Origin of the sequence: Paenibacillus rhizoplanae (assembly GCF_042684125.1) — a bacterium.
Taxonomy (GTDB): domain Bacteria; phylum Bacillota; class Bacilli; order Paenibacillales; family Paenibacillaceae; genus Paenibacillus_AQ; species Paenibacillus_AQ rhizoplanae.
The window spans coordinates 126,318-141,511 of record NZ_JBHUKY010000031.1; the positions used below are offsets into that span (position 1 = coordinate 126,318).

The 15,194-nt window shown below is 54.1% G+C and carries 12 protein-coding genes; all 12 read right to left on the bottom strand.

Going from position 1 to position 15,194, the window contains the following annotated elements; genetic code table 11:
* Positions 1–92 precede the first annotated feature (92 nt).
* The 12 genes from argH to hpf all read right to left on the bottom strand — a co-directional run bounded on the left by argH (position 93) and on the right by hpf (position 15,095).
* Positions 93–1,508 carry an argininosuccinate lyase gene (gene argH / locus ACFSX3_RS18010; RefSeq protein WP_209988826.1) on the bottom strand — a complete coding sequence of 472 codons (1,416 nt, stop codon included), beginning with the start codon at positions 1,506–1,508 and terminating at the stop codon, positions 93–95.
* Between the two features lie 86 nt (positions 1,509–1,594).
* Positions 1,595–2,830 carry an argininosuccinate synthase gene (locus ACFSX3_RS18015; protein WP_036694693.1) on the bottom strand — a complete coding sequence of 412 codons (1,236 nt, stop codon included), beginning with the start codon at positions 2,828–2,830 and terminating at the stop codon, positions 1,595–1,597.
* 614 nt (positions 2,831–3,444) lie between these two features.
* Positions 3,445–4,413 (bottom strand): ornithine carbamoyltransferase, encoded by a 969-nt coding sequence (argF, locus tag ACFSX3_RS18020; protein ID WP_209988829.1) that lies wholly within the window; start codon positions 4,411–4,413, stop codon positions 3,445–3,447.
* On the bottom strand, positions 4,410–5,702 hold the full coding sequence (locus tag ACFSX3_RS18025) for an aspartate aminotransferase family protein (RefSeq protein ID WP_379254680.1): 1,293 nt from the start codon (positions 5,700–5,702) through the stop codon (positions 4,410–4,412). The genes argF and ACFSX3_RS18025 overlap by 4 nt, the downstream gene beginning before the upstream one ends.
* A gap of 123 nt (positions 5,703–5,825) precedes the next feature.
* The gene (argB, locus tag ACFSX3_RS18030) at positions 5,826–6,650 is read right to left on the bottom strand and encodes an acetylglutamate kinase (RefSeq protein ID WP_209988832.1); all 825 of its coding nucleotides are present in this window, start codon (positions 6,648–6,650) and stop codon (positions 5,826–5,828) included.
* A gap of 44 nt (positions 6,651–6,694) precedes the next feature.
* Positions 6,695–7,927, bottom strand: a complete 1,233-nt coding sequence (gene argJ, locus ACFSX3_RS18035) for a bifunctional ornithine acetyltransferase/N-acetylglutamate synthase (protein ID WP_209988834.1) — start codon at positions 7,925–7,927, stop codon at positions 6,695–6,697.
* A gap of 22 nt (positions 7,928–7,949) precedes the next feature.
* Complete coding sequence (gene argC / locus ACFSX3_RS18040; RefSeq protein ID WP_209989367.1) at positions 7,950–9,005, bottom strand: N-acetyl-gamma-glutamyl-phosphate reductase; 1,056 nt, start codon at positions 9,003–9,005, stop codon at positions 7,950–7,952.
* A gap of 161 nt (positions 9,006–9,166) precedes the next feature.
* A complete protein-coding gene (locus tag ACFSX3_RS18045; protein WP_209988837.1) occupies positions 9,167–10,051 on the bottom strand; it encodes a YitT family protein in 885 nt (294 codons plus the stop codon).
* A gap of 72 nt (positions 10,052–10,123) precedes the next feature.
* Positions 10,124–11,258 (bottom strand): peptide chain release factor 2 gene (prfB, locus tag ACFSX3_RS18050; protein WP_379258558.1). Its coding sequence is split into 2 segments (ribosomal slippage): positions 10,124–11,164 and positions 11,166–11,258, totalling 1,134 coding nucleotides; the frame shifts between segments, so codons are not numbered across the junction.
* Positions 11,163–11,414: a hypothetical protein gene (locus ACFSX3_RS18055; RefSeq protein WP_036721230.1), complete on the bottom strand. Its 252-nt coding sequence runs from the start codon at positions 11,412–11,414 to the stop codon at positions 11,163–11,165. The genes prfB and ACFSX3_RS18055 overlap by 96 nt, the downstream gene beginning before the upstream one ends.
* Positions 11,415–11,725: 311 nt before the next feature.
* Positions 11,726–14,230, bottom strand: a complete 2,505-nt coding sequence (secA, locus tag ACFSX3_RS18060; protein ID WP_209988840.1) for a preprotein translocase subunit SecA — start codon at positions 14,228–14,230, stop codon at positions 11,726–11,728.
* A gap of 307 nt (positions 14,231–14,537) precedes the next feature.
* Positions 14,538–15,095 carry a ribosome hibernation-promoting factor, HPF/YfiA family gene (gene hpf, locus ACFSX3_RS18065; RefSeq protein WP_209988843.1) on the bottom strand — a complete coding sequence of 186 codons (558 nt, stop codon included), beginning with the start codon at positions 15,093–15,095 and terminating at the stop codon, positions 14,538–14,540.
* Positions 15,096–15,194 lie beyond the last annotated feature (99 nt).

The following is a 15,194-nucleotide window of genomic DNA, read 5'->3' on the forward strand; positions in this document are numbered from 1 at the left end:
TCAAAAAAAGACTGTCCTACCGCATCTAACCGATGCTGAGTAGAGACAGTCTTTCGTTTATCCTCTAGTTTCGCCTTCAGGCTCTACTAGTCTTACTCCACAGCATGTCCATGCTGCTTCACCCATTCACCCGCAGCCGTCAGGTCCGCTTCGGCCCGGCCGATGGCGGCCTGCACCTGAACCGTGGCGGTACCGCCGTAAACATTACGTGCGTTCACAACAGCCTCGGGCTGGAGCACCGCATAGATCTGGTCGTCGAACAGCGGGGAGAACTGCTTGAATTCGTCCAACGTCAGATCCAGCAGGAACTTGCCCTCGTTGATGCAATACAGGACTGTCTTGCCGATCACCTCATGCGCCTGACGGAACGGCAGGCCTTTGCCTACCAGGAAGTCGGCGATATCGGTCGCGTTGGAGAAGTCGGTATTCACCGCTTCGCGCATCCGCGCCTTGTTCACCGTCATGGTGGAGATCATCGGTGCGAACAGCTGCAAAGCCCCTGTAAGGGTAGCTACGGTATCGAACATGCCTTCCTTATCTTCCTGCATGTCCTTGTTATAGGCCAGCGGAAGTGACTTCAGCACAGTCAGGAGTCCGATCAGGTTGCCGTAGACACGGCCGGTTTTGCCGCGTACCAGCTCCGGTACATCCGGGTTCTTCTTCTGCGGCATGATGCTGCTGCCGGTGCAGAAGGCATCGTCCAGCTCCACGAAGCTGAATTCGGTGCTGCTCCACAGCACCAGCTCTTCGCTAAGACGGGACAGGTGAGTCATCACCAGCGAAGCATTCGCCAGGAACTCCACGATGAAGTCGCGGTCACTGACTGCATCCAGACTGTTCTCATAGACCCCGTCGAAGCCAAGCTGCTCGGCCACGAAGTGGCGGTCAATCGGGAACGTCGTTCCCGCCAGCGCCCCGGCACCCAGCGGCAGCACATTAATCCGCTTGTAGCTGTCCGTCAGGCGCTCCGCATCGCGGCGGAACATCGATACGTAGGCCAGCAGATGATGCGCGAACAGAATCGGCTGTGCCCGCTGCAGGTGGGTATATCCCGGAACGATGGTCTCCAGGTTATCCTTGGCCTGCCCGATCAGCGCACCCTGCAGCTCATGCAGCAGCGCTACCAGCTCCACCACGCGGTTACGCAAGTAGAGGTGCATATCCGTAGCTACCTGATCGTTACGGCTGCGGCCGGTGTGCAGCTTACCGCCGACCGGGCCGATCTCTTCGATCAGGTTCTTTTCAATATTCATGTGGATATCTTCATCGGCAACCGAGAACACGATCTCTCCCGCACGTACCTTGTCCAGCACCTTCGCGAGCCCATTCTTGATCGTCTCGACATCCTCCTGCGGTAGAATTCCGCATTTGCCCAGCATCGTGACATGTGCCAGACTGCCCTGCACATCCTCTTCTGCCAGCACTTTATCGAACTCGATAGAAGCCGTATATTCCTCTACCAGCTTGTTCGTTCCTTTGGTAAAACGTCCGCCCCACAGCTTGCTCACCTGTTGTTCCTCCTCGATGGACGTTAGAAGGGCCGCCCCTGTCCGGTTGGGAGGAACGGCCTTCTTGTGTCCGCTTTTATATGCTGCTACTTATTGGATTCCGCTACGCCTGCCGATACCTTCAGACGCAAGGCATTCAGACGGATGAAGCCGGTCGCATCGCCCTGGTCGTAGGCCTGGGTAGGATCTGCCTCCATGGTGGCGATATCCGGGTTGTACAGGCTGACCGGACTCTTGACTCCGGCGCCGATGATGTTGCCCTTGTAGAGCTTCACGCGTACCGTACCGGTCACATTCTTCTGGCTCTCCTTCACCAGGGCCTGCATCGCAATCCGCTCCGGCGCGAACCAGAAGCCGTTATACACCAGCGTGCTGTAACGGGTGATCAGGCTGTCACGCAGGTTCATCACTTCACGGTCCATGGTGATCGATTCCATTTTGCGGTGAGCCGTGAACAGAATCGTTCCGCCCGGAGTCTCATACACACCGCGGCTCTTCATGCCGACAAAACGGTTCTCGACCATATCCACGCGTCCGATCCCATGCTTGCCGCCCAGCTCATTCAGCTTCTCCATCACTTGCAGCGGAGATAACGCTTCGCCGTTCAGCGCTACGCAGTCACCTTTGAGGAAGTCCAGCTCCAGATATTCCGCCTCGTCCGGCGCATCCTCCGGCGCATTCGAGAGCAGGAACATTTCCTTGTTCTCCGGTGCGCTTGGATCGAACCAAGGATCTTCCAGCACGCCGCTCTCATAGCTGATATGCAGCAGATTGCGGTCCATTGAGTACGGCTTAGCTGCTGAGGCTTGTACCGGAATACCGTTGGCTTCGGCGTAAGCGATCATCTCGGCACGGCCCGGGAATTGGTTGCGGAACTCTTCCAGACGCCAAGGCGCAATTACCTTAATGCTCGGTGACAACGCAGCGGCATTAAGTTCAAAACGCACCTGGTCGTTCCCTTTGCCGGTAGCTCCATGGGCAATGGCGGTAGCGCCTTCGGCGATGGCGATATCCACCATACGCTTGGCGATCAGCGGACGGGCAATGCTGGTACCCAGCAGATATTGTCCCTCATAGAGTGCGCCCGACTGGAACATCGGGTAGATGAAGTCATTCGCGAACTCGTCGCGCAGATCATCGATGTAGACTTTGGATGCGCCGGTTGCTAGTGCTTTTTCCTCCAGACCGTCCAATTCCTCTTTTTGACCAATATCCGCTGTAAAAGCAATAATCTCCGCATCATACGTTTCTTTCAGCCATTTCAGAATGACTGAGGTATCCAGCCCGCCGGAATAGGCGAGTACAATTTTTTCTTTTGGCATGGGGTGTTTAGCTTCCTTTCGGTGTGGGAGGTTATAAGATAAACTGCAACATCATAAACGGGTTTTGGACGTCACTACAGAGAATATTTGGACTTCCGGCCGCTGTTGTCTACAGATTTCTTGATTTATACCGCTCTTCGCGGTTGAAATCCGTAGACAAAGGCGGATGCTCACGCTCCTACAGTTCCAAAATTCCCTTCCGATCCTCCCAACCCTCTTATTTAAGTTCCCGTTGATCCTATATATGTGTTGTGTATATATAATTAAATTACTTCAACCCAGCTCTTGCTGAGGGTTGGCTGTGCCCGATTAAAGTGCAAATGATGGACTTAATTGCAATCCGTACAACTAAATCGTCTGATATAACGCGTAATGCGTGTTTAGGTGTAGTTCGTGCAATTAAAATGCCTCTATACCTGAATTCTCGCCCATTCGGGCAGATTTAGTTGTATAGACTACAGTTAGAGGAGGAAATCCTTGCTTCTCACTGTTTTTAATTGCATGGAATACACTTATCTCTAAATGTCCGCTTACAACGCAACTTCATACCTTACCGCATTCATGGAATTAACTCATTTCTGTGCTCCTGATGCTCTGCTAGGCTCCACCAACATCTAGCCCATCAAAGCCGCCATCAGCGCCTTCTGCGCATGCAGGCGGTTCTCCGCCTGATCGAAGATCACGGAGTTCGGGCCGTCGATCACGCCGGTGCTGACCTCTTCTTCACGGTGGGCCGGCAGGCAGTGCAGGAACAGATAATCACTCTTCGCACCTTTTACCAGCTCTTCGTTGACCTGGTAGTCCTTGAACGCTGCTTCACGCGCCAGCTGCTCGGCCTCGAAGCCCATGCTCGCCCAGACATCCGTGTAGATCACATCTGCGTCCTGTACCGCCTCCTGCGGGCTGCGGGTCACAGTGATGACCGAGCCTGTCTCCTTGGCGATCTCACGTGCCTCGGCCACGACAGCCTCATCCGGCTCGTAGCCCTCAGGTCCGGAGATAGAGACATGCACACCCAGCTTGGCGCCGCCGATCAGCAGAGAATGGGCCATATTATTGCCGTCGCCGATGTATGCCAGCTTCAGGCCCTTCAGCTTGCCCTTGTGCTCGTATACCGTCTGGTAGTCCGCCAGCACCTGGCAGGGATGCGCAAGATCGCTGAGGCCGTTGATTACAGGCACTGAGGCATACCGGGCCAAATCTTCCACTTTATCATGTCCGAACGTACGGATCATGATACCGTCCAGATAACGCGACATGACCTGGGCCGTATCACCAACCGTCTCGCCGCGTCCGAGCTGGATGTCATTTTTGCTGAGGAATAGCGCATGACCGCCAAGCTGATACATGCCTACTTCAAATGATACCCGTGTACGGGTAGAGGATTTCTCAAAAATAAGGCCGATCGTCTTCCCCAGCAGCGGCTGGTAGACCTCACTGTTCTTCTGCTTGCGCTTCAGCTCAATCGCGAGGTCAATCAAATACGTGATTTCCTCCGGGCTGTAATCATTCAGCTCCAATAAATCACGGCCTTTGAGCTGTGCGGAAATCTTGTCTGTAACGCCTGGTGTACCGTGACTCATGAATTTGCCTCCCCGCTTACTTTGTTAGCATAAGTATGAATTAGTTCCGATAGGATGTCCACCGCCTGATCAATCTCGGCTGTGCTGACATACAGATTAGGCAGCAGCCGGATCACATCCGGGCCAGCTTGAACAAACAGCAGTCCGCGCTTTTGTCCGGCGAGAACGATCTCGGCTACCGGCTCCTGGCATTCAATGCCGATCAGCAAGCCTTTGCCGCGAATCTCCTTCACAAAAGAAGTGTCCGCCAGCTTCGCTCTGAGCTGTCCGCTTAAGTATTCGCCCATCTCCGCAGCCCGCTGGGGCAGCTTGTCTTCGAGCATGGTCTCAATGGTCGCTTCCATCACCGCTGCCGCCAGCGGGGTACCGCCGAAGGTACTGGCGTGGCTGCCCGGGCTGAAGGCCTCGCGCAGATAGCCTTTGCCGAGCATCACACCAGCCGGGAAGCCGCTGGCTACGCCTTTGGCTAAGGTGAAGATGTCCGGCTCAATGCCGTAATGCTGATGAGCGAACAGCTTGCCCGTACGGCCCATGCCGGTCTGCACTTCGTCCACGATGAGCAGTAGTCCGTGTTCCTTGCACAGTGCCACTACTGCATCCAGGAATTCCTGCTGCACCTCAAGGACGCCGCCCTCAGCCAGCACCATCTCCAGCATGATCGCCGCTGTATGCTCTGTAATCGCTGCCTTCAGCGCCTCCAGATCATGGAGAGGAACGGTCTTGAAGCCTGCCGGAAGCGGCAGGAAGCCTTCCTTGACCTTTGCCTGTCCAGTGGCTGTCAGTGTAGCCAGCGTACGTCCATGGAAGGACTGCTCGAACGTAATGACTTCATAACGGTCCACACCCTGCACCTTCTGATGATACCGGCGCGCCAGCTTGATGGCCGCTTCATTCGCTTCCGCTCCGCTGTTGCAGAAGAAGACCTGATCCGCACAGCTATTCTCGGTGAGCAGCGTAGCCACCCGCTCCTGTCCCGGAATGTGGAACAGGTTCGAGACATGCCACAGTGTATCAATCTGCTCCTTTAGCTTCGCACCGACCTTCTCCGGCGCATGGCCCAGGCTCGTTACCGCAAGTCCGCACATGAAGTCCAGGTACTTGTTGCCCTGATCGTCCCAGACCCAGCTGCCTTTGCCCTTGACCAGACTGAGATCATATCTGGCGTAAGACGGGAATATCGCACTCAGCTTGGCCGGAGCAGAAGCAGCCTCCTGTCCCTGCGTTTCCGCTGAACGTCCCTGCGGCGCCTCTGTCAAAGAATTCTTGTCCGTTTGCGTAAGCTCACTCATTCTTAGTCACTCTCCCACCATGCTGCTGCCGGCTTCCCGTCAGCGCGTCTAATTTGCTTGTCACTCTGCTACGAAACTAAGGATACCTCTCAGAACGTCTTTCTGCCCTGTCTGCTGCATTTCCTAACGGACAATCCGCGTCCCCAGCGCTTCGCCCTTCAGCACCCGGCTGAGTACACGCGGCTCTTTGCCGTCTACAACAATAACCTCGGACACCTGACCCTGGATGCAGTCCATGGCGGCACGCACCTTGGGAATCATTCCGCCGTAGATTTCACCGTTCTCAATCAGCGCTTCGATCTGCGCCACCGTTACGGACGGAAGCACGACCTTCTCCCCGTCCACCGTCCGCATAATGCCCGGCACATCCGTAACCACGATCATGCTCGGTGACCCTATATAAGAAGCCACCGCTCCGGCGGCAGTATCTGCATTGATGTTGTACCGCTGGCCATCGCCATCTACGCCTACTGGTGCAATAACCGGAATATAGCCCATCGCCAGGATACCCGTCACAATCTCTGCCTGGACTCCGCTTACCTCTCCCACCAGACCGACTTCATGATGGTTAGCCACCGGACGCGCCGTAATCAGATTACCGTCCACGCCCGATACTCCGAGCGCCTGTCCCCCGCTGGCCTGAATACGCCGGACAATCGCCTTGTTGATGCTGCCGGACAGGGTCATCTCGACCACATCCAGCACCTCTTCCGTCGTTACCCGCAGGCCGTTCACGAAGCGGCTCTCAATGCCGAGCTTCTCCAGATTGCCGGAGATCGCCGGGCCGCCGCCATGGACAATGACAGGCTGGTTCCCGCTGAGCTGCAGCTCCCGCAGATCCACGAAGAACGAATCCGGCAGCGCCGCCAGCGTACTACCGCCGCATTTCATCACGAACAACCCGGAGGCCCCCGCCTGCGCCTGAGACTCTATCGGTTCTAACGTCATCTCCCTGCCCCCTCTGTACAAGCTTCTACACGCCTCTGCACAGATTACGTGCGGTAAGCCGCGTTAATCCGCACATAATCATAAGTCAGGTCACAGCCCCAGGCTGTAGCCTGCCCGCTGCCGTCCGACAAGGTTACCGTGATCAGCACGGTATCGCTTTTTTGCAGATAATGCAGCGCCTGCTCCTCATCAAAAGCCACCGGACGCGATCCGCGCAGCACCTCGATCTCACCCAGCTTAATATCTACCCGCTCCGGCGATACCGGAACGCCCGCGCGCCCTACAGCCGCGATAATCCGCCCCCAATTGGCATCCGCACCGAAGATCGCCGACTTCACCAGGCTTGAGCCGACCACCGTCTTGGCAATCGCCGCCGCAGCCTCATCATGCACCGCCCCGTTCACCTGCACCTCAATCAGCTTCGTGGCCCCTTCGCCGTCACGGGCAATCGCCATGGCCAGACTCTGGCACACATAGGTGAACGCAGCTGCAAAAGCTTCCCAGTCCGCATGCAGACGCGTCAGCTTCTCATTGCCGGCAAGTCCGCTGGCCATCGTGACCAGCATATCATTCGTACTGGTATCACCATCAACAGTAATCATATTAAAAGTAGTGTTGGTCGCGCTTCGCAGCAGGCTGAGCAAATCCTCGCCGTCAATGAGCACATCGGTGGTCATGAAGCCCAGCATCGTCGCCATGTTCGGGTGAATCATCCCGGAACCCTTCGCAGCTCCCGCAATGGTAACATCAGTCCCGCCTACCGTTACTTTGACACAGCTTTCTTTTTTGACCAGATCCGTGGTTAGAATCGCCTGGCTGAATTCCTCCGCACCGGCAGCGCCCGCGTCCAGCTTCTCCGGCAATCCGGCAATCCCGCTGCGCACACAGTCCATCTTCAGCAGCTCCCCGATCACACCCGTGGAAGCGACAGCGACATCCAGCTCATTCACGCCCAAATAACGGGCAGCAGCCGCACGCATCTCATACGCATCCGCCTCGCCCTGATCCCCTGTACAGGCATTGGCATTGCCGCTGTTCACGATCACCGCCTGCAGCGTCCCGTCCGCCAGACTCTCCCTCGTAACCTTCAGCGGAGCCGCCTGAAACACATTGGTCGTATACACCGCAGCCGCCGTAGCCGGCACCTCACAGAGAATCGCTGCAAGGTCATTGCGCTCTGTTTTTTTGAGACCGCAGTGCAGACCACCGGAGGTGAAGCCCTTAGGTGCAGTAATACTTCCGCCTTCTACGACGGTATATAGTGGTTGCTCACTCATGATATTGTTTGACCGCTTGCGCTTATGGATACACTGGTGTGTAACCAAGCCCGCGGGTTTCCTCCCATCCCATCATCAAATTGAGGTTCTGAATCGCTTGCCCTGCGGCGCCCTTAACGATATTGTCGATAACCGACACAATGGTAACCCGTCCGGTACGCGCGTCTGTGGCAAAGCCGATATCACAGTAATTCGATCCGCTGACTTCCTTCGTCGCCGGAACCACACCGGGCTCACGCACCCGCACATACGGTCGGCCTGCATAATAGTTACGGTATAATTCCACCAGATCCTGCTCGCTGTGTTCGCCAATCAATCCGGCATACATCGTAGTCATAATCCCCCGGGTCATCGGCACCAGATGCGTAGTGAACGTTACCGTTACTTTCTCCCCCGCGATATCGGTCAGCACCTGCTCAATTTCCGGGATATGCTGATGTTTGTTGATTTTGTAAGCTTTGAAGTTCTCATTCATCTCGGCAAAATGCACCATCAGGCTCGTTCCCCGCCCTGCCCCGGACACCCCGGATTTCGCATCAATAATGATGCTGTCCGGCTTGATCCAGCCTGCCTCAAGTGCAGGAATCAGTCCCAGCAGCGTAGCTGTCGGATAACATCCCGGATTCGAGATGAAGTCCACTCCGGCCGCACGTTCTCCGTACACCTCGCATAAACCGTATACCGCCTGCTTAAGATAAGCTTCTGGAGGAGCCGGGTGCTTATACCACTGCTCATACTCCGCGCCATCCTTCAACCGGAAGTCCCCGGACAGATCGACAACCTTGAGTCCTGCCGCAAGCAGACCCGGCACCAGCTTTGCGCTCACTCCCGAAGGGGTAGCAGTGAATACAACATCCGCTCGGCTCGCAATCTCTGCTGCATCAACACCATCCAGCTTGCGCTGCACCACTCCCGTTAAATGCGGAAAACCCTCCTCAATCGGCGCACCCGCACTCGAAGAGGAAATCACTGAAGTAATCTCTATATCAGGGTGGCCCTGCAGCAGCCTGATCAGCTCCACGCCCCCATAACCTGTTGATCCGACAATTGCCGCTCTCAGCTTGCCTGTCACTGTCATCCCCGCTTCCCGTTTCTCATTTCTATCATTATCGCTCATGCATTACCGTCCTGCAAATATGTATTATTATACGACCGAATTAATATAAATACAACATGTTACGTTAAGTTTATTCAGAGGGTTCCAAGCAAAAAGAAAAGCGCAGAGTCCCCTAAGGGAGTCTACGCTTCTCTTTTGAACCCTTCGCCCAGCACTTCATGAGCCTCCGTAATAATCACAAATGCCCCCGGGTCCACCGAGCGGACAATCGCCTTCAGCCTGGTAATTTCATTCTGGCCTACTACGACCATCAGCACCGTACGGTTGTCACCGGTATAGCCGCCTTGCGCATTGAGCTTGGTCAGTCCGCGGTCCAGATCATTCAGAATCGCCTGCGAGATGTCCTCTGTGTGATCCGAGATAATATACGCCACCTTCGTGGTGCTGAAGCCCACCTCCAGCGCGTTAATCACCCTGCCGGTGACGAACAGCCCGATCAGTGCGTACATCGCCTGCTCCATCCCCAGCACAAAAGCCGCCAAGGTAATCACCGTACCATCCAACAGCACGACAGACAGCGAGAAGCTGAAGCCGGTTAGCTTTTGAATAATCTGAGCCGCAATCGTCAGTCCGCCTGTAGAGCCGCGCCCCCGGAAGACGAGGCCCAGGCCGAGACCCACACCAATTCCTCCATAGATAGAGGCCAGGAGCGGATTCGTGGTCGGCACAGGCCCGTCCTTCGTCAGGAAGATAAACAGCGGCAGCACAAAGCTGCCCAGCAGAGAGCGGATGCCGTACTGTTTGCCGAGGAAGATCACGCCGAGAATGAAGAGCGGAATATTAAGCGCCCACTGGGTAAAAGCAGGCTCTGCCCCAAACCAGGCCTCAGCCAGTACCGACAGCCCCGACACCCCGCCTGAAGCAATCCGGTTCGGAAGGAAGAACAGGTTGAACGCCAGCCCCGTGATCAGCGAGCCGATCAGAATTAGCGCAATGTCCACCGTATGACGCAGCGGCCCGTTTAGGGGGATAAGCGGAGGTTTGTTGCGTGAATTGATTTTTTGCATGGTTGGCCGGACTCCTTTATGTTCAGACAAAAATTCCTACACCTCCGAAGACGCGTAGGAATAGGATTACCTTTATTCAGTTTCCGTCTTGATCTGGCTCCGCAGATAGCCGTCAATGAACCCGTCCAGATCGCCGTCCATTACCGCTCCAATGTTGCCTGTCTCTACAGAGGTGCGGTGATCCTTCACCATACTGTAAGGATGGAACACATAGGAACGAATCTGGCTACCCCAGGCAATCTCGGATTGTTCCCCGCGGATCTCGTCCAGATGTGCCTGCTGCTCCTGAATTTTGCGCTCATAGAGCTTGGAACGCAGCATCTTCATTGCCTGCTCCCGGTTCTTGATCTGTGAACGCTCATTCTGACACGTGACCACCACGCCGGTTGGCATATGCGTAATCCGCACCGCCGAATCCGTAGTATTGATGTGCTGACCGCCCGCGCCGCTGGCCCGGTACGTATCAATCTTCAGATCTTCCGTACGGATATCCACCTCAACATCGTCTGCAATCTCCGGTACCACATCGCAGGATACGAAGGAGGTATGCCGTCTGCCTGAGGAGTCAAAAGGCGAAATGCGCACCAGCCGGTGAACGCCCTTCTCTGCCTTGAGGTACCCATATACATTGTGGCCTTTAATTAACAAAGTTACACTCTTGATCCCTGCTTCATCGCCCGGCAGATAATCAAGCACATCCACCTTGAAGCCCCGTTTCTCCGCCCAGCGTGTGTACATGCGCAGCAGCATCTGGCCCCAGTCCTGGGACTCGGTACCGCCTGCCCCCGGATGCAGCTCCAGAATGGCATTCAGTTTATCGTAAGGCTGATTGAGCAGCAGCTGCAGCTCGAACTCATCCACTCGGGCACTTATACTGCGGATCGTTCCGGCTATCTCATCAGCCAGTGCGTCGTCGCCTTCCTCATCTGCCAGCTCCGCCATCATGGCAGCATCGTCATAGTCCTGTTGGAGCTTCTCGAATTGGTCAACCACCGACTTCACGACATTCATCTCGCCAATCACGCTCTGCGCCTGATCAGAATCATCCCAGAACCCGGGAGCCGCCATTTTCTCTTCAAAGTTCGCTATAATCTCCAGCTTCAGGTCTAAGTCAAAGTGACCCCCTAAGGTTGGTTAATTTCTTGCCCATTTCACGCAGGTCCTGCTTCACATTAGGATCGATCAATTGGATCACATCACCTTTCATAATTGAATATTGCGCCGGGCTGCCGGTTTGGGCTTGCCGGTATGACGAACCTCTTTGCGGATGACGCTTCGCTTCATCCGTAACATGGCCCGGTGTCCGCCGTAACTGCGGGAAATGTTTGGACTTTCGGCCGCTGTTAGGATTGAATTCCCTCATTTAAACTGCTCCTCGCAGTAGAAATTCAATCCTAAAGGCGGACGCTACCGCTCCTACAGTTCCAAACTTCCCCTCCGTCACTTCCACCTTGGCCATAACCATCTGAACTCTCCGTCTGCCGTACATAGATGCGTCAAAGGGCCTTCAAGCCCAAAAAAGCAGCCGGGCCGCAAACGGGGAGTCCCCCGGGCCCAGCCGCTTTTTATTGTCATTATAACCTAAGTGCCAGTGAACAAAACCGCAAGTGCGGTAGGGTGAAAGGTATTCGCAGCTTAATGCCTGCTCATTATTTCACCATACAGTAAATCTGCTTACGCCTGTCCGTGGCAGTTCTTATATTTTTTGCCGCTGCCACATGGGCAAGGATCGTTACGGCCGACAGTGGATTCCACATGCACCGGACGGTTCTCAGCAGGCTCTGCGTTGGTAGAGATCTTGTCTTCCTCCACTACCGATTGCCGCTCCTGATTCGTCTCGATGTGCGCCTTCATAATGTAGGTCGCCACTTCCTCCTGAATGTTCGCGGTCATGGCGTTGAACATCTCGAAGCCCTCGAATTGATATTCGCGCAGCGGATCGGTACCGCCGTAAGCACGGAGGTGAATCCCCTGACGAAGCTGATCCATGGCATCGATATGATCCATCCATTTGCTGTCTACGGAGCGAAGCACGATAACCTTCTCGAATTCACGTACCAGCTCGGAGCCAAGACGTTCTTCACGTGCAGCATACTTCTCAAGTACACGGGCGAAGATGAATTCGATCATTTCTTCCACTTCTTTGCCCCACAGATCATCGCGTGTCAGCTCATCTTCTTCAAGAAGCTTGCTGTTCACATAATCTGCAACCTCTTGCAGTTCCCAGTTCTCCGGGATATCGTCACTACAGTGGGCATTCACAATGCGGTCAATAACCGGCTTGATCATTTCCACTACGATGTCTTTGATATTGTCCGACTCCAGAATTTCGCGACGCTGCTTGTAGATAATCTCACGCTGCTGGTTCATGACGTCATCGTATTGCAATACGACTTTGCGGATATCGAAGTTGTTACCTTCTACCCGCTTCTGGGCAGATTCAACGGCCTTGGTAATCATACGGCTCTCAATCGGCTGATCTTCCTCGAATCCAAGACGGTCCATCATGTTCAGCACGTTGTCCGCACCGAAACGCTTCATTAGTTCGTCCCCAAGGGACAGGTAGAACTGTGTCGAACCCGGATCGCCCTGGCGTCCGGCACGGCCGCGAAGCTGGTTATCAATCCGGCGTGATTCATGGCGCTCAGTACCAATAATATGCAGACCGCCAACATCAGTTACCCCTTCGCCCAGCACGATATCCGTACCGCGTCCAGCCATGTTCGTGGCAATCGTTACAGTTCCCGGCTGACCGGCAAAAGAGATAATTTCGGCTTCTGCAGCATGGTGCTTCGCATTCAGTACCTGGTGTCTGACACCCTTGCGCTTCAGCATTTCCGATACGCGTTCAGAGTTCTCAATCGATACCGTACCTACCAGCACCGGCTGATTCTTCTTGTGGCGTTCCACAATTTCAGCAACGACCGCGTTGAACTTGCCGTTCTCGCTTTTGTAGACTACATCAGGCATGTCGATCCGTTGATTCGGCTTATTCGTAGGAACCTGGAGAACCTCAAGACCATAGATCTTCTTGAACTCCTCTTCCTCCGTCTTCGCCGTACCTGTCATGCCGCCCAGCTTGCGGTACATCCGGAAGTAGTTCTGGAAGGTGATGGTAGCCAGCGTCATGCTCTCATTCTGAACTTCAATCTCTTCCTTCGCTTCAATCGCCTGGTGCAGCCCATCGCTGTAACGGCGGCCCTGCATCAGACGGCCTGTGAACTCATCGACAATCATAACCTCGTCTTCATTAACCACATAATCGACATCCCGGCGCATAATAGCGTTCGCCTTCAAGGCCTGTACAATATGATGGTTCAAGGTAACATTGCTGTGGTCATACAGATTCTCTATCCCAAAAGCACGCTCAGCCGTGGCCACGCCCTTCTCAGTAAGCGCTACAGACTTCACCTTGATATCCACGGTGTAATCCTCTTCGGCAGTCAGCTTCTTCACGAAACGGTCTGCCGCATAATACAGCTCTGTCGATTTCTCAGCCTGACCAGAGATAATCAACGGTGTCCGCGCTTCATCAACAAGGATGGAATCGACTTCGTCAATAATACAGAAGTGCAGCGGGCGCTGTACCATCTGTTCCTTATAGAGCACCATGTTGTCGCGCAGATAGTCGAACCCGAATTCATTATTCGTTCCGTACGTAATATCGCAGGCATATGCTGCTTGTTTATCATTATGGTCCATGCCGTTCAGGTTGACCCCGACGCTCATGCCCAGAAAGTTATAGATTTGTCCCATTTGCGCACTGTCGCGCTGAGCCAGATAATCATTTACGGTTACGACATGCACGCCTTTACTCAGCAGCGCATTTAAATACACCGGCAGCGTTCCAACCAGCGTCTTGCCTTCCCCGGTCTTCATCTCGGAGATCCGGCCTTCATGCAGCGCCATACCCCCAACCAGCTGAACGTCAAAATGCCGCATGCCCAGCGTCCGTTTGGAAGCTTCGCGTACGGTAGCAAAGGCCTCGGGAAGAATCTCTTCCAGGGACTCACCCTTCTCAATACGGGCGCGGAATTCCGCTGTCTTCGCCTGCAGCTCTTCATCCGTAAGCGATACGAAATCCGGCTCCAGACCATTAATAACTTCCACCGTCTTCATGAGACGTTTGACATCCCGTTCATTAGTGTCGCCAAATATTTTCTTAACAAGTCCTAGCATGGTTAACCCCTTTCATGCAACACAGATGGTGGAACCGAGCCCATCCTCATAGATTGAAAGGGCCATATATGATTTCGATTCCGCTGCTTCATAAATTGTAACAGTTTGTAAGAGAAGCCGCAATACAAGCCGCCCTAACCTTATTCTGTATAATCCCCTTATATGAGGACAGATAATGGCATTTTAATGAAACTTCTATATATACGCACAAGAGCCCTATTCGCTTCAGGCGAATAGGGACTCGTCTAATTGTCCACGTTAGGCTGAACCGAAGCCTTCCTTATTCCAACAATTCCCGGTCCGCAGGTTAGTTCTGCTCGATCAGACCGTACTTGCCGTCATCACGTTTGTAAACTACGCTAACTTCGGAAGTGTCAATGTTGGAGAACACGAAGAACGTATGTCCAATCATGTTCATTTGCAGAATCGCTTCTTCCACATCCATAGGCTTCAAGGTGAACCGCTTGTTCCGCACAACCTCAAGATCATCATAATCCTGTTCCTGCTCTTCAACAGCTACGGCGCTGGCCGAACCTTCAACGAACAAGGTCTTCAGGCTGCCTTCCTGACGGAACTTGCGATTAAGCTTAGTCTTGTGCTTGCGGATCTGACGTTCCAGCTTGTCCACTACGGCATCGATGGATGCATACATATCATCGCTGCGGTCTTCCGCACGAAGCGTCACACCAGCTAGAGGAATTGTCACTTCCACCGTATGAAGGCCGCGAACGACGCCAAGCGTCACATTTCCTTCAGAGGTAGGGGGTGCTTCGAAATACTTCTCAAGTCTGCTGAGCTTCTTATCAACATAGTCTCTCAAAGCGTCGGTCACTTCAATTTGTTGACCTCGAATGCTGAATTTCATAAGGCACTCCTCCTTTGTTTACTTTTCCATTATAGCAAATTGTCAGGGCTAAGTAAAAAACAAATCATGACAGACTTTACATTCAACTAACAATAGATG

What these genes read in the sequence shown, in the direction of transcription:
- argC (WP_209989367.1), bottom strand. Translation starts at nt 9,005, where the DNA reads ATGACAGTGACAGGCAAGCTGAGAGCGGCAATTGTCGGATCAACAGGT.
- ACFSX3_RS18015 (WP_036694693.1), bottom strand. Translation starts at nt 2,830, where the DNA reads ATGCCAAAAGAAAAAATTGTACTCGCCTATTCCGGCGGGCTGGATACC.
- secA (WP_209988840.1), bottom strand. Translation starts at nt 14,230, where the DNA reads ATGCTAGGACTTGTTAAGAAAATATTTGGCGACACTAATGAACGGGAT.
- argJ (WP_209988834.1), bottom strand. Translation starts at nt 7,927, where the DNA reads ATGAGTGAGCAACCACTATATACCGTCGTAGAAGGCGGAAGTATTACT.
- argB (WP_209988832.1), bottom strand. Translation starts at nt 6,650, where the DNA reads ATGACGTTAGAACCGATAGAGTCTCAGGCGCAGGCGGGGGCCTCCGGG.
- ACFSX3_RS18055 (WP_036721230.1), bottom strand. Translation starts at nt 11,414, where the DNA reads ATGAGGGAATTCAATCCTAACAGCGGCCGAAAGTCCAAACATTTCCCG.
- hpf (WP_209988843.1), bottom strand. Translation starts at nt 15,095, where the DNA reads ATGAAATTCAGCATTCGAGGTCAACAAATTGAAGTGACCGACGCTTTG.
- ACFSX3_RS18045 (WP_209988837.1), bottom strand. Translation starts at nt 10,051, where the DNA reads ATGCAAAAAATCAATTCACGCAACAAACCTCCGCTTATCCCCCTAAAC.
- argF (WP_209988829.1), bottom strand. Translation starts at nt 4,413, where the DNA reads ATGAGTCACGGTACACCAGGCGTTACAGACAAGATTTCCGCACAGCTC.
- ACFSX3_RS18025 (WP_379254680.1), bottom strand. Translation starts at nt 5,702, where the DNA reads ATGAGTGAGCTTACGCAAACGGACAAGAATTCTTTGACAGAGGCGCCG.